This is a genomic window from Devosia sp. WQ 349K1, assembly GCF_016595685.1.
Classification (GTDB): Bacteria; Pseudomonadota; Alphaproteobacteria; order Rhizobiales; family Devosiaceae; genus Devosia.
The window spans coordinates 163,785-178,465 of record NZ_JAENGO010000004.1; the positions used below are offsets into that span (position 1 = coordinate 163,785).

Genomic DNA, 14,681 nt, shown 5'->3' on the forward strand with positions numbered 1-14,681 from the left:
TCCTAGAGACGCAGGAACTTGCGGGCGTTATCGGAGAACACCTTACGGCGCTCCTCAGCCGAGAGCGGGAAGGTGAACACGTAACGCGGATCGTCAAAGTCCCAATGCGGGTAGTCCGATGCGAAGCACAGATTGTCCCAACCAACCCATTCCATGATTTGACGCAGGTCCGCTGGGTTCTTGTAAACGTCCATGGGCTGGGTCGAAACATAGACGTTCGAGGCGAAGTATTCCGAAGGCTTGCGCTTGAGGTTCGGCACTTCCGAACGCATGGTTTCCCAGAGCTTGTCCAAGCGCCACAGCGTCGAGGGCACCCAGGTAAACGCCCCTTCTACCAGCAAAAGCTTGAGGTCAGGGAATTCCTCGAACACGCCTTCCATGATCATGCTCATGGCAAAGGCGGTGAAACCACCATGGGTCAGCTGATGCTGCTGCACGTGGTAGGAGGCCCATCCGGCATTGCCCATTGGCGGTGTGCCGCCATTGCCGCCGACATGCACACCAATCGGCAAGCCGTGCTCAACAGCCGCCTTGTAGATCGGCCAATAGCGACGACGCCCGGCCGGTTCAGTATTGCGCTGCAACAGCCCAACCTGCGCCACCAGCGGGTTCTTGCCGAGGCGATTGATTTCCTCAACCGCTGCCTCTGTATGATCCTGCGTGACCGTGATCGAAGTGCGCAGGCGATTGTCTTCCTGCGACCAGCGTTCCAGCTGCCAATCGTTGACGGCCGAGGCCATGGCCACGCCCAGATCCAAATGGCGCTGCATGCCACCAGTTGGCGACAAAGGCTGCAAAAGACCAATCTCGACATTATGCGGATTGAGATACTGCTCCTGCATGAAAGCTAGATCAGTGCCCGGAATGCCACCGCCCGGCGGATAAGCGTCGCGACGGGAAATGTTCGGCTCGATACCGGCATAGGGGTCGAGGCCAAAGAATGGTCCCTTCGATGCCCCGCGATAGAGGTCGTGCATTTCGTGCCACTTGGCGGGCAGGAAGGTCTTCAGCAACTCAGGCGGGCAGACAGGATGGATATCGCAGTCAACGATGCCGTTCTGAACAGGAGAGGTTGGAGAGCTCATCAGACCGCCTCAGACAAACGCGAATAAGTTGCGAGTGGATTTATGCTTTTGAGGCGAGCGATCCGCTCGTCACTCAGGCCAGTTGGCAAGGCGTTGTCGCCGTTGAACTGGAAGTGCGGATAGTCCGTCGAGAACAGCAGCATGTCCTCAGAACCCAGCATGTCGATGACCCGATTGACGATCTCGCCATTGTTCGGCGCATCAAACGGCTGGGTGGTGAAGCGGAAGTGTTTGCGCGCGTAATCCCATGGGGATTTATCAACCCACGGCACTTCACGGCGCAGCGCCATCCACTTGTTTTCCGCGTCGGTCAGATAGGACGGAACCCAGGTCACACCCGATTCCAACATCACCACCTTGAGGTCCGGAAACTCCGAGAAAACGCCTTCGTAGATCAGGCTCAACATCTGGTGCGCCATCGTCGACGACTGCAGCGCATAGTCTTCCAGATAGAGCGAGTGATTGCCGATATAGCTCTGCTGATAGCGACCACCGCCACCCGGGTGGATCGCGATTGGCAGGCCATGCTTGGCCGCAGCCCGATAAATCGGCCAATAATAGCGGCGTCCAAAGGGCATATCGCCAGCCACAGGCATCACCACCTGCACAAAGCGCCGATCGCCCGCCAGGCGCTCAATTTCTTCTGCGGCCAGATCTGGATCTTGGATCGACACCATGATCGAGCCACGCAGGCGCGCATCCTTGGCCAACCAATTCTCGATCAGCCAATCATTGCTGGCCTTACACGTCGCCGCTGCGAAATAGGGATTGAAGAATGAGGATGCCCCGTTGAGCACGGTGCAAATGGCGATATCGACCTTAAACGGATCGAGCAGCTGCCCCTGCAGCACATCAAGGCTCGCCCCCGCGCGCGGTTCAGTCCCCAGCCAATCGGGGCGCGCACTCAACGGCAAAGACGGGCGGTAAATGCCCAGATCCATGCCGTTCAGCTCACGCATCGAGACAAAGTCACGCCAATAGTCATCGTAATAGGGCAGCAGATCCTGCAACCCGCTAATGGCCGGGTGAACATCACAGTCGATGGTGTTGTACGCCATTTTCATCTCCTGCACTTAAGCCGTCGCCTTGGCGAGCGACGCAGCGCGAATCTCCGACAACCGCGCCCGAACAGACACGACATCAGGTTGTATGACTAGATGAAGCACAGTCGGAACATCGCTTGCCAAGGCCTGCTGCAGCGCAGGCGTGAATTCCTCGGTCTTTTTCACCGTTATTCCGAGTGCGCCGAACGAGCGGGCATAAGCGGCGAAATCAGGATTGGTCAATTCGGTCGCCACAACGCGCTCCGGATACTCCCGCTCCTGATGCATGCGGATCGTGCCGTAAATGCCGTTATCAAACACGATAAAGATCGGGTTGAGACCATAATGCATGGCCGTGGCGATTTCCTGCGAGGTCATCATGAAGCAGCCGTCACCGGCAAAGCAGAAGACCTGACGATCGGGGAAAAGAGACTTCGCCGCGATAGCCGCTGGCACGCCATAGCCCATCGCCCCGCTCAGTGGCGCGATCTGGGTCGGATACTGGCGGAAGAGATAATGACGCTGCAGCCAGGCCGTGTAGTTCCCGGCCCCATTGGTGAAGATCGCATTCTCATCGGCCAGAGCACTCAGCTGCTCCATCACCGCACCAAGCTCGAGCTCCGTGCCAAACGCACGCGCCACGCGACCCTTTTCAAATTCCGCACGCCCCGCCTCGGCCCATTCGGCCCAGTCGTTATGCGCAACCACGGGCGCCGCCGAAAGAACATCAAAGAACGCCGCAACATCGGCATTGATCGCTAGATCCGCATGGTGCACGCGGCCAAGTTCTTCGGCGCCAGCATGGACATGCACAAGCTTCTGCGTCGGAGCGGGTGACGCAATAATCGTGTAACCGGCCGTCGTCATCTCGCCGAGGCGATCACCCACAACCAGCAGGAAATCAGCCTGGCTCACGCGCGCCTTAAGGTCCGGCGTCACCGATGTACCGAGCTCACCGACATAGAGAGGATGCGCGTTATCGAACCGATCCTGACACCGGAAACCCGCAACAACAGGCACGCCATAAGCTTCCGCAAACCTCTGTGCCTGCACGCGTGCCTCATCATTCCAGCCAGAGCCCCCCACTACCATCAGTGGTCGCTCCGCTGCACTCAAATCAGCCAAAAGCTGATCAATTGCCTGCGAGGTCGGCGCTGCTGAAACGCGCGCCGGGCGCGGCACATCGACCACGTCCACGCATTCAGTGAGAACATCTTCCGGCAGCACCACAACCACAGGGCCCTTGCGGCCACTCGTTGCGATGGCGAAGGCGCGCGCCACCACTTCCGGTATCCGCTTGGTGTCGTCAATCTGCTCCACGTGCTTGGCGACTTCGCCAAACATGCGTCTGTAGTCAATTTCCTGGAAGGCCTCACGGCCGATCTGCTCGCGCGAGACATGGCCGATGAACAAAACCATCGGCGTCGAATCTTGGCGCGCCGTATGTAGACCGATGGAGGCATTGGTCGCCCCCGGACCGCGCGTAACAAAGCAAATGCCCGGCTCGCCGGTCAGCTTGCCATAGGCCTCAGCCATGTTCGCAGCGCCACCTTCGTGGCGGCAGGCGATGAGAGAGATCTGCTCAGCACTGTCGTAAAATGCGTCGAGCGCACCAAGAAAGCTTTCGCCAGGAACGCAATAGCTCACCTTGGCACCGTAAGCGATGAGATGATCAACCAGAATACGGCCGCCAGTACGCACTACCATTCGTCCTGCCCTTCTTTAAAACACTGAGGCATTATCATTGGTTATATGGTTATCGTACAAATGACCCATGTCAAGGCCATGACCGCCGCGCGTTGAAAACTCCGCTCATGCGCCCCGTGCGCGCAACTGCTCCAAAATTAGCGAAACCGGATGCCGCAGACGCGCATCACTCTCTTTTTCCGCCTGGCAGCGGCACGAAAACCCGGTCGCCACTAGCTCACCTGCCTCAAGAGAGGGCTCCTCAACGCGAGACCGCCAGCTGAGCCCATAAATCTGCTGCGACAGGCGCCGGTTCTTGGCCTCGTGCCCAAAGGTCCCGGCCATGCCGCAACAGCCCAAACTTTCCGTTTGCGCGGCAATCCCAGCCGCTGCCAACACCTCACCCCACTGCCGCGACGAGGCAGAGAGGTTCGTCGTAGCGGTACAATGATTGGCCAAACGTGCCTTCATCGCCCCCCCATCACGACGCGCATCCGCCAGACGATGAAGGTTCTGCGCGAGAAACTCTTCAATGGTTTTCACATTCACCGCGCCGTCGACAATCGGCGCATATTCATCGCGATAGACCAAGGTCATCGCCGGATCGACACCGATCAGCGGCACACCGAGCGCATCGTAAGCGCGCAACCGCGCTGCGGTCCGACGCGCCACGGCGTCAAAACGCTTCAGCAACCCCTTGGCATGCAATGGCTTGCCGTTTTGCACCCGAACAATGAAGGGCCGGAAGCCCAAGCCCTGCAAGAGATCAACCAGATCCAACAACAGCGCTGGCTCAAAAATCGCCACAAAGGCATCGGGGACGATAGCAACGAGATCCTGCCTCTCACGCGGCGACAGGGCCTCGATGTCCGATGGAGCCAAGGCCCCGACCCCACGCTCGGCCAGCTCACTTTTCAGCAGTGTTCTAGGCAAAGAAGGCAGCGCCTCAAGCCCCAAGAGCCGCAAGCCAGATTGCCCCAGTTTGGTATTCGCCATGAGGCGATAAACCGGCGCAACGAGCGGCAGAAGAGGCAAGAACAACTCAATCTCAGCGATCAACCGATCAGCCGGCGTGCGCCAATAGCGCGTATGATATTGTTCGAGAAATCGCGATTTAAACGCGGGAACATCGACCTTAACCGGACAAGTGCCCTTACACGCCTTACACCCAAGGCAGGTGTCGAGCGCCGCCTTTACCTCGTGAGAAAAGTCAGCGCCTTTGCTCATCCGCGCAAACAGTCGCGGACGCCATGACCGAGACCGCGTACCGGCCTGGGTGCCCTCCTCCGCCTGCACCAAGCGCAGCCACTCACGCACCAAAGTCGCGCGACCCTTGGGCGATTGGCGGCGGTCCCGCGTCGCCTTCCAGCTCGGACACATGGGCGCGTCAAATTCAAAGTCGAAGCACGCGCCATTGCCATTGCATGTCAGCGCCCGGCTATAGCCATCACTATGCGCCTGGGCCAAGCCCGCTTCGCGCTCGCCGCGCATCGGCACATCCCCAACATCTGTCAGAGGGCCAAAATTGCTGGCAATCTTTCCCGGATTGAACTGCTCATGCGGATCAAACAGCGCCTTCACGCGCTGGATCGCAGGATAAAGCTCCCCAAAGAACGCGCGCGTATAGGCCCCGCGCACCCCCTTGCCATGCTCGCCCCACAGCACCCCGCCATACTTCTGCGTCAGCGCATAGACACTGTCAGAAATGGCCTGCACCTGCTCGCGGCGTTCGGGAACATAAAGATCCATGTCCGGGCGGACGTGAATAACGCCACTGTCAGCATGTCCAAACATGCCATAACCAAGCCCGAAACTATCGAGCAGGGCCCTGAATTCCTGAATATAGTCGGCCAGTTGCTCGGGCGGTACCGCCGTATCTTCGACAAAGGCAACCGGGGCGCTCGTGCCCGTCACATTGCCCAATATGCCCACTGCGCGTTTCCGCATCGCCCAGATATCGGCAATATCGGCGCGCGAGTTCGTGGTCGCCAATGACAAATACTGCCCATCGGCTTTGACCGCTTCAACGAGGCGCAACATCTGCTGCTCGAGCCCATCGGCGCTATCAGCGACAAATTCGACCATGCAGGCGCTGCCAAATCGCCCATCGGCACTTGGCCTAAAGAAATGCGCGACTTTTTCACCGGCCGCGTCGGTCCGCGCCAGCCCAAGAACACGCTCGTCCAACACCTCAACCGACGCTGCGCCAAAGCCGAGAAACTTCTTTGTTTCCCGCAGCATAGACACAAAATCGGCATAGACGATGGTGACGAGACCCATGTGATCCGGAATAGGCGTCAACGCCAACTCGGCCTCGGAGATGAGCCCGAGCGTCCCCTCGGAACCGCAGATGACCGAGTTCAAGTCCAGCGAACCATCGGCTTTCCGCAGATGCCCCAGATCATAGCCCGTCACATTGCGATTAAGCTGAGGCACATCGCGCAGCCAGCGCTCAGCAACGTCCCGCTCCAGCGCGTCGAGTTGTTGCGCGAGGTCCCAATCGCCATGCGCGCCCGTATCGAGCAAGGCCCCATCGCTCAACACCAGTTTGACCGCGCGAACGTGATCTCTGGTTTTTCCATAGAGCACAGATCCCTGCCCCGAGGCGTCCGTGCTGATCATCCCGCCAATCGTCGCCCGATTAGAGGTTGAGAGTTCAGGTGGGAAAAACAGACCATAAGGCTTGAGCGCCTTTTGCAGCTGATCCTTGACGACGCCGGGCTGAACAATGGCAACGCGACGGACCGGGTCAATCGCCAAGATCTTGTTCATATGCCGAGACATATCAACGACCACCCCATTGCCCAGCGACTGACCGTTGGTGCCAGTGCCGCCACCACGAGGCCGCAGGATGATCGAGCGATGCTGTTCCTCGCGCGCAAGGCTGGCGATCAGTTGCAAGTCGGCTATGCTACGCGGGTAAGCGACAGCGTCCGGAACGATTTGATAGATCGAGTTGTCCGTCGACTGGACAAGGCGATGACCTAAGCCCGTTTCCAAATCACCCGAAAATCCCGCAACCCTGAGGTGATCGAGGAAGTTTTGATAGCTCACGGCCATCACATCGGGCGATTTTACAGCTGGTATCATGGGCCCAGCTTTACTTGTACGACGACCCGATCTCAAGCCCCAGAAAGCAGTGTTTCAGCCTGCATCGTCGTCCGCTCGACGTTAGAGTGCCTGCTGCGCCAACCGCCCTAGCCGCGCCAAGCTCGCTTCGAGATGCTGGCGCATTGCATCACGCGCAGCATTGGCATTGCCATCGTTGATTGCATCAAAAATCTGCTGATGCTCGTTCTGAAGTCGGCTGAGATAGGACGCGTCTTTCACGCCACCAACATTGGTCGCGCGGCGTGGCACGCTATACTGGCCGAGGAAATCCAAGGTTCGGGGAAAATGTGGATTACCAGATGCTTCCGCGACAGCTTGGTGGAACCGGAAATCTTCCTCAGCACCGTCTTCGCCACGATCAATCGCTGCGGAAATATCGTCCAGAGCCGTGCGCAGGCGTTCTATGCTTTCAGCGCTGGCCCGTGCCGCCGCACGCGCTGCGGCCTCAACCTCGATCGCCAGTCGCAGCTCATTCAAATTGATCAGATCACCCACGACTTTCATGTCATTGGGGGAAATCTGCAAAGTACGGTGATGGGCACCGGCCGATACAAAAGCACCAAGCCCCTGACGCGTCGTCACCACGCCACTGGCACGCAATTGCGCAACGGCTTCGCGGATCACAGTTCGTGACACGCCCAGTTGCTGCATCATTTCGCGTTCGGTTGGCAGGCGCGCGCCGGGCTGCAAGTTGCCAGTGCGAATATCGGCTAATAGTCGAGTGGTAACTTCCTCGACGAGCGTTGGACTCTTTTCAACACGGCGAGATAACTGACTCACACCACCGGCGCTTCCACCGTTATCTGCCATCCCCGCCCCCAAATTCTTTTGTCCAGCTCGCAAAATACGCGCTCTTGCCCAGCACAGCCAGCGAAAAGAAAACCATAACCCACTATATGGCAAGTTTTTATCAGGTGATATGACCACACTACCAATTTAGCGATTTTGGACCTCGAGCACATGCATGACCGCCGGCAGCCACAAGTCACTGCACGCACGCTCTTGGTCATGGCCGCCCCTGTCATGTTGGCGTCGATGTCGACGCCGCTCGTCGGTGCGGTGGACCTGGCAGTACTCGCGCCCCTTGGCGACACAGCATTGCTCGGTGGCGTCGCCGCCGCCAATATCCTCCTGAACTTCCTCTTTTTTAGCCTCAATTTTCTGCGCTCCTCCACCACTGGCATGACCGCTCAGGCCCTTGGCGCCGGAGACACCAGCGAAGCCCTGGCCGTTCCCCTCCGCGCCATTGTCATTGCCCTCACCTTGGGCCTTCTCGCCATCGGCCTGCAGCTTCCCGCTGAACATCTCGGGCTCGGCCTGATGGGTCTCAGCGACGAGATCCGCGCAGCCGCAGCGACCTATTTCAGCATCCGCGTTTGGTCAGCGCCCATGCTGCTCCTCACCTATTGCTTCACGGGATGGGTGCTCGGGCGAGGTGAAATGCACAAGGGTTTTGCTCTGCAACTCGTCCTGAACCTGAGCAATATCGCCCTCTCGATCTTTTTCGTCTGGCATCTGGATTGGGGACTACAAGGCGCGGCCTTTGCCACTGTTTGCGCGGAAACGCTCACCGCGCTTTTTGGGGCCGCACTGCTCACGACCCAACTGCGTCCAAATTGGCGACGCGCCTTCGCCGCCGTGCCGAACTGGACAGCGGTCCGTCGCATGCTGCTCGTCAATGGCGATATGGTTCTGCGCTCGCTCGCGCTCATTATCGTCTTGGCCTCGTTCACCAGCATTGGCGCGAGTTTCGGGCCTGACGTCATGGCCGCCAATGCCGTGTTGATGACAGTCTTTTATATGTCCGGCGCGGTGATGGATGGGCTGGCGACTGCAACCCAGCAGCTTTCGGGCCGCTTTGTCGGCGGGCGCGATGCGGCGGGCTTTAAAGCCGCCATTGCTCTCGCCGCCAAATTCAGCGCCATAGCGACGGCAATTTACGTCGCTGTTCTGCTCCTTGGCAAAGATGTCCTCATCGCCACCATGTCGCCGAACGAAACGGTGTCCGAGCTTATCTCAACCTATTATTGGTGGACCTTGCTCATCCCGATTACAGGCCTCCTCGCCTTCCTCATGGATGGTGTTTTTATCGGCGCCAGCTGGTCGCGCGATCTGCGCAATATGATGTTCGCGTCGGCCCTGATCTTCTTCGGCCTCACCGCCACGATCATCCCGCTCTGGCATAACCACGGCCTCTGGATCGCCCTCGTCAGCTTTATGGCGTCCCGCGGCCTGCTCCTCGCCCTCCGCCTACGCCACCAAATGCAGACCCATTTCTAGGCGCAAAGCCGCGCAAACGCCACAACCGGCATCGTTGGAAACGTTTTGAATTTTTGGAGGGGAAAAGTGGTGCCCGGAACCGGAATCGAACCAGTGACACGCGGATTTTCAATCCGCTGCTCTACCAACTGAGCTACCCGGGCAACCTGCTCGCCTTACGTCTGCGAACACCCGCTTTCTAGGGCATCATTTCGCGCTTCGCAATTGCTAGACGCGTGTGTGAACACAAGTTTTTTCGCTGTCCACAGGCTTCCATCATTTTGCCGCCCACAACGCCGCCAACTGCCCCACAACCAACAAAAAACGCCGCGTCATCAACGCGGCGTTTGGTTCGTGTCTGCGCTGGATTAGCGCCGCGCCTTGCTCAGCGAGCCCAAGCCCACTGCCAGCAAGATGAGCGCGCCCACCAGAATCTGTCGGATATAGCTATCAACGCTCATCTGCGTCAGCCCGTTGTCCAACACCCCGAGCACCAACACGCCCACGACTGTCGCCAAAATACGCGGCTCACCATGCCGCGACATGGTCGAGCCCAAAAACACCGCCGCAATCGCATTGAGCATCAGTCCCGAGCCCTGCACCGGATTGGCCGATGCCACGCGGCTGGCATACATAATGCCCCCCACCGCCGCAGCAAAACCGGTGAGCGCAAAGGCAATCGTGCGCAACCGCTTGACCGGAATGCCGCCCAAATGCGCCGCTTCCATATTCCCACCAATGGCATAGAGGCGACGGCCGAACGTCGTCTGCTCCAACAGCACCCACACGGCAAAGACCACCAAAATCGCGATAATGGAGAGGTTCGGCAGGCTGATCGCCACCCCGCCCCATTCGCCCAACGGGATCCCCCCACGCGCAAAGGTGCCAAAGTCTTCCGGAATAGCCCGTCCCGAAATCGTCTTACCGCCACTGACTACAAAGGCCAGCCCTGAGAACATGGTCATGGTCGCCAGCGTCGCGATGAAGGGCAAAATCCCGACAAAGCTCACCATCACGCCATTGACCACCCCGCCAAGCAGGCCGATCGCCAGCGCCCCGAGCACAGCCGTGCTCACCGGCATCCCCGCCGCCATCATCAGCGCAGCGACAATCCCCGCTAGCGAGGCAGTGGAACCCACCGAGAGGTCAAAATCCCCCATGGTCATGACAATGGTCATGCCCGCCGCCACCACCATCAACATCGACACCTGCTGGGTGATATTGAGCCAGTTGCGCGCGGTCGGGAATGTACCCGGCAGCATGATCGAGAAGAACAGAACGATGGCGATAAAGCCGATCAGCGTGCCGTAGCGACGAATGTGCTGCATATTAGGCCACCTTCACGCCGGAGGCCCGGCCGTAGCAAAGATTGATAAGAGTGTCTTCCGCGAGCCCTTGAGCCTCGACAATGGTGTCGAACTGCCCCTCGCGCATCACCGCGATCCTGTCGCTCATGCCCAAAAGCTCCGGCAGATCGGTCGACACCAGAATGATGGCCGTGCCCTTGGCCGCCAGATCGCGCAAAATGGTGTAAATATCAAACTTGGCGCCCACGTCGACGCCGCGCGTCGGCTCTTCCAAGAGCAGCAGTTTTGGCGGCCCCGCCACCACGCGGCCAAAGACAACCTTCTGCTGATTGCCGCCGGAGAGCTCATAAACCGGCTGGCCAACACTGGCCGCCTTAAGGCGCATCGCCGCGCCGGTTTCGCTCGCATAGGCTTTTTCATGCCCCGGCTTGAGCCAGACGCCCGCCGCGCTATGGCGCTTCAAATGGGCAACGGTAATGTTCTCATAGATCGGGCGCTGCATGAACAGCCCCTCAGCCCGTCGCTCGCGCGGCACATAGGCAACGCCCGCTTCCCAAGCCGCGCCCGGCGATTTTGGCGCATAGTCCACCCCGTCGAGGGTTAAGCGCCCGCTCGTGATCTTCTGGTCGCCAAACAGCGCCCGGACCAATTCGCCCTGCCCCGAACCGGAAAGCCCGGCAATGCCGAAAATCTCGCCGGGACGGACCGCAAATTCAATCGGTCCAATACCCTTGGCCATCAGCGCTTGAGCCGCAAAAGCCTCGCCCTCGCCCGGCTGCGACACAGCCTTAGGGAAAGCCTCGTCCACCCGCCGCCCGATCATCATAGCAATGAGATCGTCCTGCGTAATATTGCTCATCGCGCCGCTGTCGATGGAGGTGCCATCACGCAACACTGTGGCCTTGTCACACAGCGCCATAATCTCATCGAGCCGGTGCGACACATAAAGAACCGAGCTGCCCGAGGCGCGAATCTCGCGCAAAACCTTGAACAGCCGCTCACTCTCGTCGCGCGTCAGCGCCGCCGTCGGCTCGTCGAGCACATAGACCTTGGCGTCATCGAGCAGCGCCGCCGAAATGCGCACCAGCATCTGATCGCCCAGCGACAGCTCGCCCAGCGTGCGGCGCGGATCAATATGGTCGATCCCCAGCCGCGTCAGCGCCCGCTGCGCTTCCGAGTTCAGCGCGGCCCAATCGACAAAAACACCCGCCCGGCGCGGATAGTCGCGGCCAATGAAAATGTTCTCGGCCACCGACAGCGTCGGCACAACGTTGAATTCCTGATGGATAAATCGCAGGCCCAGATTATAGGCCGCCTTGGTGCTTTCGATACTCACCAGCGTGCCGTCAACACGGATCTCAGCGCTATCGGGCGTCACCACCCCGGCGAGAATTTTGATAAGCGTCGATTTCCCCGCGCCATTTTCGCCCATAAGCGCATGGATTTCGCCGGGAGCGACCACAAGGTCCGCCCCTTTTAACGCAGGCACGCCCGCGTAGGATTTCGTAACTCGGGTCGCGGAAAGAAGCGGAGTGGGAGAGGCCATAATGGCCACTCCCTTAACGCGGAAATTTGAGCCCGCGCAACTTATTCGGCAGCGTTTGCCGAAGTTACGAGCTTGGTTGGCACATAAATCGCCGACTGGCGGATGTCTTCGCCGGCAAGAACACGCGCAACTGCGTCAGCCGTTGCCGCGCCAATGCCCGCAAAGTCCTGCGCCACCGAGGCTTCGAAATTGCCGCCAGCAGCAATCGCTTCCTTGGCCTGTGGGTTGGCGTCGATACCGGTGATGATGATGCCTTCGCCTTCGCGCCCAGCCGCTTCAATCGCCTGTAGCACGCCCAATGCTGGCTGATCCCAAGCCGCCCACACAGCCTTGATGCTGCCTGGCTCTGGGTTTGCCGCAAGGATTGCTTCCATCTTGGCGCGGCTATCGGCGATACCGCCGTCCGACACGTCTGGGGTTACGCGGTCGATCACCTTGATGTCGGGGAAGTTGCCAAACACGGCATCAGCCACAACGCCACGCACCTGCACCGGTGGGAAGGCTTCAAAGATGAACATCACCACATTGCCTTCGCCGCCGATACGATCAGCAACATAGGTCGAGGTTTCGGCCGCCATGGCATAGCCATTGGAGGTCACATTGGTCACGAGCAGGCTATCAGCGCCCGCATCCATGCCGAACACTGGAATGCCAGCGTCCTTGGCGGTCTGCAGCCCTGCAGTCACCTGTGCCGGGTCAACGTTGATCACAATGGCATCAACACCCTGAATGACGAGATCTTCAATGCGGCTGATGACAGCGGCGACGTCGCCTGCAGTGTCGATAACATTGACATCCCAGTCCTGCCCCTCGGCATAGTCCTGGAAGGCTTCAACGTAAAATTGCGTGCCCGGCTGCGCCATATAAGGGGTGACAATCGCCACCTTGCTCGCGGCGAATGCGGCACTCGAAGACAAAACTGCAAGCGTAAGAGCCAAGCCGGATACGGCGAGCTTTGTGCGCGACATTGGAAAAATTCCCTCCACATAATTTCCGGAGGCAAACCAATTGCCTACGGTTGTTTTCCTTTGTGGTGGGGGCACTATATGAGCCAAATAGCGCTGAGCAAGTAGCGAATTGGACGGAGACGAGCATGGCCCTGACCCTAATCGGTATTGACGTCGGGACAACCGCGACCAAAGCCATCCTCATTGATGCCTCCGGCCAGCAAATTTCGAGCTTTTCGCGCCCCCACCCAATGGATCGATCAGAGGCTGGCAAGGCCGAGCAATCCCCTGATACTTGGGTTGAAAGTGTCCTCGCCGCCCTCGCCCAATTTGCCAAGGTCGCGGATTTGTCTGAGCTAGCGGGCATTGGCCTCACCTCGCAGGTCAACTCTCATGTGTTTGTTGGCAAAGACAGAAAGGCTCTGCGCCCAGCCCTCACGTGGCAAGACACCCGTGCCGCCGCCGATGCCGCCAAGCTCGACGACGCCGTCACCACCGAACAGAAAACCCGCTGGTTCGGCGGCCCCGTGCCGATAGACGCCAGCCACGCCCTCTCGCGCATGGCCTATATTGCCCGCACAGAACCCGCAGTTTGGAACCAGACTTGGCAGGTCCTGCTTCCCAAAGACTACATCGCTCTCCAGCTCACAGGCGCACTCGCCTCCGATCCAGTCGCCGCTGTCGGCCTCGTCAACGAGGCTGGCGCCTATGTCTCCGAGCTGCTCGATCTGCTCCCCGGCGCCGAGGCGCGCCTCCCCCCGCTCTTTTCCTATGAACACGTCGTCGGCACGGTAAAGTCGGACCTTCCCGGTGCTGGCGCGCCGGTCTGCGTTGGCGCCATGGATGCTTGGGCAGGCATGTTCGGCTGCGGCGTCGTTGAACACGGCGACGCCATGTACCAATCCGGCACCAGCGAAGTCATGGGCATTGTCTCCAACACAGTTGTGCCAACCCCCGGCGTCATTCTCTTCCCGCCCTATCAGGGCATTCGCATGCACGCCGCCCCCACTCAGTCGGGCGGCGCTTCGCTCACATGGCTTTCGGGCCTCCTCAATCGCCCCATCGGCGAGTTGGCGGCACTGGCGAAAGATGTCGACATCACCGCCCAAACCCCGCTTTTCCTTCCCCACCTGGCGGGCGAACGCGCCCCGATCTGGGATGCGCAATCGCGCGGTGTTTTCGCCAATCTCTCCTCGGCCACCACGCCCGGCGACATGGCCATCTCCGTGCTCGAAGGGGTCGCCCACTCGGCCCGCTGGGCCCTTGAAGCCCTCATCAGCTCAGCCGATTTCGCCCCCCAAACCCTGCGCATTGGCGGGGGTGGCGCACAGTCCGATGTGTGGTGTCAAATTCGCGCCGATGTCTTGGGCATCCCGCTTGCGCGCGCCAACGGCGACGCCACTGCAGCGCTCGGGGCAGCAATTATCGCTGGCGTTGGCAGCCAAGTTTTCGCCTCCCTGCCTGCGGCCGTCCGCAGTCTCGTCCACTTCGACAAAACCTTTGTGCCCAATGCCGCCAACTCAGCGTTTTACGCTGCCCGCCACGGCCAATTCCGAACGCTCTACCAGCAGATGAAAGCGCTCAATTTCGCGTAAGCAAGGGTCTGAACTGGCGCGACACAGCGCGTGCCGCCGGAAAATCCAAATTTCTGAACTTCCGCGCGCCTTTAGCCTATGCCCTTGTCAATTCACGAGATA

10 protein-coding genes and 1 tRNA gene are annotated in these 14,681 nt (G+C 59.5%); 2 read left to right on the forward strand and 9 right to left on the reverse strand.

What is annotated here, in order from left to right:
• Positions 1–2: 2 nt before the first annotated feature.
• The 5 genes from JHL21_RS09685 to JHL21_RS09705 all read right to left on the reverse strand — a co-directional run bounded on the left by JHL21_RS09685 (position 3) and on the right by JHL21_RS09705 (position 7,705).
• A complete protein-coding gene (locus JHL21_RS09685; protein WP_169195405.1) occupies positions 3–1,085 on the reverse strand; it encodes an amidohydrolase family protein in 1,083 nt (360 codons plus the stop codon).
• Positions 1,085–2,143: an amidohydrolase family protein gene (locus JHL21_RS09690; RefSeq protein WP_200213183.1), complete on the reverse strand. Its 1,059-nt coding sequence runs from the start codon at positions 2,141–2,143 to the stop codon at positions 1,085–1,087. Before JHL21_RS09690 ends, JHL21_RS09685 begins: the two co-directional genes overlap by 1 nt.
• Positions 2,144–2,158: 15 nt before the next feature.
• Positions 2,159–3,835, reverse strand: a complete 1,677-nt coding sequence (locus JHL21_RS09695) for a thiamine pyrophosphate-binding protein (RefSeq protein WP_200213184.1) — start codon at positions 3,833–3,835, stop codon at positions 2,159–2,161.
• Between the two features lie 105 nt (positions 3,836–3,940).
• Positions 3,941–6,904 (reverse strand): FAD-binding and (Fe-S)-binding domain-containing protein, encoded by a 2,964-nt coding sequence (locus tag JHL21_RS09700; protein ID WP_200213185.1) that lies wholly within the window; start codon positions 6,902–6,904, stop codon positions 3,941–3,943.
• An 81-nt stretch (positions 6,905–6,985) separates the two neighbouring features.
• Positions 6,986–7,705 carry a FadR/GntR family transcriptional regulator gene (locus JHL21_RS09705; protein ID WP_169195401.1) on the reverse strand — a complete coding sequence of 240 codons (720 nt, stop codon included), beginning with the start codon at positions 7,703–7,705 and terminating at the stop codon, positions 6,986–6,988.
• A gap of 180 nt (positions 7,706–7,885) precedes the next feature.
• On the opposite strand from JHL21_RS09705, the gene JHL21_RS09710 reads away from it, so the two are divergent.
• Positions 7,886–9,205 (forward strand): MATE family efflux transporter, encoded by a 1,320-nt coding sequence (locus JHL21_RS09710; RefSeq protein WP_200213186.1) that lies wholly within the window; start codon positions 7,886–7,888, stop codon positions 9,203–9,205.
• A gap of 67 nt (positions 9,206–9,272) precedes the next feature.
• On the opposite strand, the gene JHL21_RS09715 is transcribed toward JHL21_RS09710, so the two are convergent.
• The 4 genes from JHL21_RS09715 to JHL21_RS09730 all read right to left on the reverse strand — a co-directional run bounded on the left by JHL21_RS09715 (position 9,273) and on the right by JHL21_RS09730 (position 13,005).
• Positions 9,273–9,348, reverse strand: a tRNA-Phe gene (locus JHL21_RS09715).
• Positions 9,349–9,552: 204 nt separating this feature from the next.
• The gene (locus tag JHL21_RS09720) at positions 9,553–10,512 is read right to left on the reverse strand and encodes an ABC transporter permease (RefSeq protein ID WP_200213187.1); all 960 of its coding nucleotides are present in this window, start codon (positions 10,510–10,512) and stop codon (positions 9,553–9,555) included.
• 1 nt (position 10,513) lies between these two features.
• Positions 10,514–12,037: a sugar ABC transporter ATP-binding protein gene (locus JHL21_RS09725; protein ID WP_200213189.1), complete on the reverse strand. Its 1,524-nt coding sequence runs from the start codon at positions 12,035–12,037 to the stop codon at positions 10,514–10,516.
• A gap of 41 nt (positions 12,038–12,078) precedes the next feature.
• Positions 12,079–13,005, reverse strand: a complete 927-nt coding sequence (locus tag JHL21_RS09730) for a substrate-binding domain-containing protein (protein WP_169195397.1) — start codon at positions 13,003–13,005, stop codon at positions 12,079–12,081.
• 125 nt (positions 13,006–13,130) lie between these two features.
• Here JHL21_RS09730 and JHL21_RS09735 point away from each other — a divergent pair, with 125 nt between their 5' ends.
• Entirely contained in the window at positions 13,131–14,579 is a 1,449-nt protein-coding gene (locus tag JHL21_RS09735; RefSeq protein WP_200213190.1) for an FGGY-family carbohydrate kinase, read from the forward strand.
• Positions 14,580–14,681 lie beyond the last annotated feature (102 nt).

Bases quoted from the DNA above. Each gene is read 5' to 3' on its own strand.
- JHL21_RS09700 (WP_200213185.1), bottom strand. From the start codon at position 6,904: ATGATACCAGCTGTAAAATCGCCCGATGTGATGGCCGTGAGCTATCAA.
- JHL21_RS09735 (WP_200213190.1), top strand. From the start codon at position 13,131: ATGGCCCTGACCCTAATCGGTATTGACGTCGGGACAACCGCGACCAAA.
- JHL21_RS09685 (WP_169195405.1), bottom strand. From the start codon at position 1,085: ATGAGCTCTCCAACCTCTCCTGTTCAGAACGGCATCGTTGACTGCGAT.
- JHL21_RS09725 (WP_200213189.1), bottom strand. From the start codon at position 12,037: ATGGCCTCTCCCACTCCGCTTCTTTCCGCGACCCGAGTTACGAAATCC.
- JHL21_RS09720 (WP_200213187.1), bottom strand. From the start codon at position 10,512: ATGCAGCACATTCGTCGCTACGGCACGCTGATCGGCTTTATCGCCATC.
- JHL21_RS09730 (WP_169195397.1), bottom strand. From the start codon at position 13,005: ATGTCGCGCACAAAGCTCGCCGTATCCGGCTTGGCTCTTACGCTTGCA.
- JHL21_RS09690 (WP_200213183.1), bottom strand. From the start codon at position 2,143: ATGGCGTACAACACCATCGACTGTGATGTTCACCCGGCCATTAGCGGG.
- JHL21_RS09695 (WP_200213184.1), bottom strand. From the start codon at position 3,835: ATGGTAGTGCGTACTGGCGGCCGTATTCTGGTTGATCATCTCATCGCT.
- JHL21_RS09710 (WP_200213186.1), top strand. From the start codon at position 7,886: ATGCATGACCGCCGGCAGCCACAAGTCACTGCACGCACGCTCTTGGTC.